4 protein-coding genes are annotated in these 2868 nt (G+C 60.0%); 3 read left to right on the top strand and 1 reads right to left on the bottom strand.

The genetic code is table 11. The features are described from left to right. The first annotated feature begins 257 nt into the window (after positions 1-257). Positions 258-1328, top strand: coding sequence for an alkene reductase (locus RUW20_RS00455; protein ID WP_313950218.1), 1071 nt, complete (start codon positions 258-260; stop codon positions 1326-1328). Between the two features lie 124 nt (positions 1329-1452). Here RUW20_RS00455 and RUW20_RS00450 read toward each other — a convergent pair whose 3' ends face one another. Then, positions 1453-1818 carry a hypothetical protein gene (locus RUW20_RS00450; protein ID WP_313950217.1) on the bottom strand — a complete coding sequence of 122 codons (366 nt, stop codon included), beginning with the start codon at positions 1816-1818 and terminating at the stop codon, positions 1453-1455. A gap of 351 nt (positions 1819-2169) precedes the next feature. On the opposite strand from RUW20_RS00450, the gene RUW20_RS00445 reads away from it, so the two are divergent. Both RUW20_RS00445 and RUW20_RS00440 read left to right on the top strand, forming a co-directional pair. Beyond that, a complete protein-coding gene (locus tag RUW20_RS00445; protein ID WP_313950216.1) occupies positions 2170-2568 on the top strand; it encodes a hypothetical protein in 399 nt (132 codons plus the stop codon). 51 nt (positions 2569-2619) lie between these two features. Further along, on the top strand, positions 2620-2868 hold a 249-nt coding region (locus tag RUW20_RS00440; protein WP_313950215.1), incomplete at its 3' end, for a DNA-J related domain-containing protein.

The raw sequence follows: 2868 nt of genomic DNA, 5'->3' as shown, positions 1-2868 counted from the left end.
TGAGGTTCCATGGGCCATTATGGCACGGGCCACCGGAGTGCGACAGCCGAGGCGGGAAGCGGTGGCCGACCCGGCGTTCGCGTCAGCAATTCGGGCAGCAGAAGCGCGTCGTTGAGCAGGTTCGCAGTGTGAGCGTCTCGAACGCTGCCTTGAGGCGCTGCAGGGTGCAGAGGTGGGACGCCGAGTGCGACACGTGGTCGGCAATCAGCTCACATCGGCTACCATTCGCCTTCGCCAATTCAACGAGAAAGCGACTGATGAACAGCCTGTTTACCCCGCTCCAGCTGGGCGCCGTCAAGGCCCCGAACCGCATCCTGATGGCACCGCTGACGCGTTGCCGAGCGGACGCCGAACATGTCCCGACGGCGCTGATGGCGGAATACTATGCGCAACGCGCCAGCGCCGGACTGATCGTTGCTGAAGCGACGATGGCGATGGCGGGCCACTCGGCCTTCTGGATGGAGCCCGGCATCTACTCGGCGGCCCACGCCGCTGGCTGGAGGCTCGTGACCGATGCCGTCCACGCCGCCGGCGGCCGGATCTTCCTGCAGATCTGGCACGGTGGGCGAGCCTGTCATCCGCTGCTCAACGGCGGCAAGCAACCTGTCGCCCCCAGCGCCATTGAGATCACCGGCGACGAAGTGCAAACGCCCGCGGGCAAGAAGCCCTACGTCACGCCACGTGAACTGCGCGACGACGAACTCCCCGGCATCGTCGATGGATTCAGAAAGGCGGCCGAATACGCCAAGGCCGCCGGTTTTGACGGCGTCGAAGTGCACGGCGCCAACGGCTACCTGCTCGACGAATTCCTGCGCGACGGGGCAAACCAGCGCAGTGGCCCCTACGGCGGCTCCCTGGAAAATCGTGCGCGGCTGTTGCTCGAAGTCATCGGGGCGGTCAGCGCGGTGTGGGGCAGCGATCGGGTCGGACTGCGCATCTCGCCCCTGAACAGCTACAACAGCATGATCGACAGCGATCCGGTCGCACTGGCGACATGGCTTGCGCGGCGGCTCAACGACTTCGACCTGGCCTATCTGCACCTGATGCGCGCCGATTTCTTCCGTCAGCAAACCGGTGATGTCATGACCCCAGTGCGGATGAACTACAAGGGTACGCTGATCGGCAATATGGGCTACACGGCGGACGAGGCAGAACAGGCGATTGCCGCCGGCAAACTCGACGCCGTTGCCTTCGGCACCAGTTTCCTGGCCAATCCGGATCTTCCCGCCCGCATCAAGCTGGACGCCCCGCTCAACAAACCCAACCCGGCCACCTTCTACACGCCGGGAGCCGCCGGCTATACGGATTACCCGGCCTTGAACGCCTGATCAGGCTTTCAGTCACGCCAAAGTGGATTCGCTCGCCGCCCTGCTGTGCCCTCGCAGCGGGGCCATCACGCACTACCGCCGCTGGACCGCTTCGAGGCCGGCTGGCAGCCAAATGGGCCGGATGCTAGCCCGACGCCTGTGCCCACTGGGCCACGGCATAAGCAAGGCCGGCGAAGTACAGGCTACCGAAGATCAGCTTGTTGTGCCTGGCCAGCCATAGCGGGAGGTAGATGTCGAAGTTCTCGCGGCGATCGTCGGTGTATCGCGACGCCACAGAGGTCAACGGACAGCGCCAGCCATTGACCGCCAGTACCGCGACCTCGACCAGGACAATTGCCGCCAGCCATGCCGCAACCCGGTGCTCGCCATGCCAGGAAGCGATCGGCATGGCGATGACGCAAGTAGCGAAGAAAGCCCAAACGATCGTGTGCGCGACCTTCACGGCCCGCAGGGTGGTACGGCTGACTTCGGTGGAAAGGTCTTCTTGCATGGCACGTGAACCAGCTAACGATCAAGCCCGACGGCGGTAAAGTTGTGCCGTTCGGGCGCCGTGTCAATAGCCTCTGGGAACATCACAAAACAAACCTTTGCAAGGTCTGATTGTTCTCCCGTCGGCCCAACGGCTGCTTTCGGCTCAACCTCTGGATGAGTACAATCGGCCACGAACGGAGGCTGGAAAGTGTGCGAAAAGCAGCCACTGACGCTAGCCGGGGGCAGGCTATCGTCCTACATTGCAATGTGCCGCCTTACACGATTGTTTTGGTACTGTATAGCATCAACACGCACCGGAGTGATGGCGCAACAGCGGTCGCTCTAGAACAAGGTTCGGTGGAGGAATACGATGAAGACTCAAGTAGCGTTTCGATCAAAGAACTTCCCTCCGTACGATGACGAAGAAGAGCAGCTCAACCCAGGACTCTGGGGCAAGCGGCTGGCTGAGTATCTCGTCGATAAACTAAGGCCGCATGGCATCGAGACGGAAGAAATCAGTGCGGAAGATTGGGGATGGTACATTCCTATCAAGAACGATGGATTCCGACTGGCCATTTGTTGTGGGCATCAAGATGGCGATGACGATGAGTTCTTGTGCTTCACCGAGCCAGCAACACCGATCATCCGAAAACTCTTCAAAAAGATCGATGCGACACATGAACTCACGCGCGTTGTGACCGCCATGGGTAATGTACTTTCATCGGATCCAGAGATAACAGATATCGAATGGATAGAAGTCGAAAAATGACTCGGCAATAGAGCAATAGGGGACAGACCATTCGGACCAAACCTCCCTTAATTGAACGAAACCCCGTTCGCACAAAAACTCGGGCACAGCCGCTCTCACATGTACTTTGGCATCGAAACCTTACTGATCACTCTTCATGAGATTCTCGATAGACGTCCGGCGGGTTTGTCGGAACACGATCTGCTGAAAGAGCTGGCGGCGCGCAAGGTTAGCTTTTTCGACGAGCATTATTTCAACAGTCCCCGCGGGTTGTTCCAGCGCCATTTCCTGCTCTTTCATTGCCTTTACCTGCTCCGCGAC

Origin of the sequence: Accumulibacter sp. (assembly GCF_032229525.1) — a bacterium.
GTDB lineage: Bacteria > Pseudomonadota > Gammaproteobacteria > Burkholderiales > Rhodocyclaceae > Accumulibacter.
The sequence above is the reverse complement of the archived record's forward strand: the minus strand, read 5'-3'. Positions and strand labels throughout refer to the sequence as shown.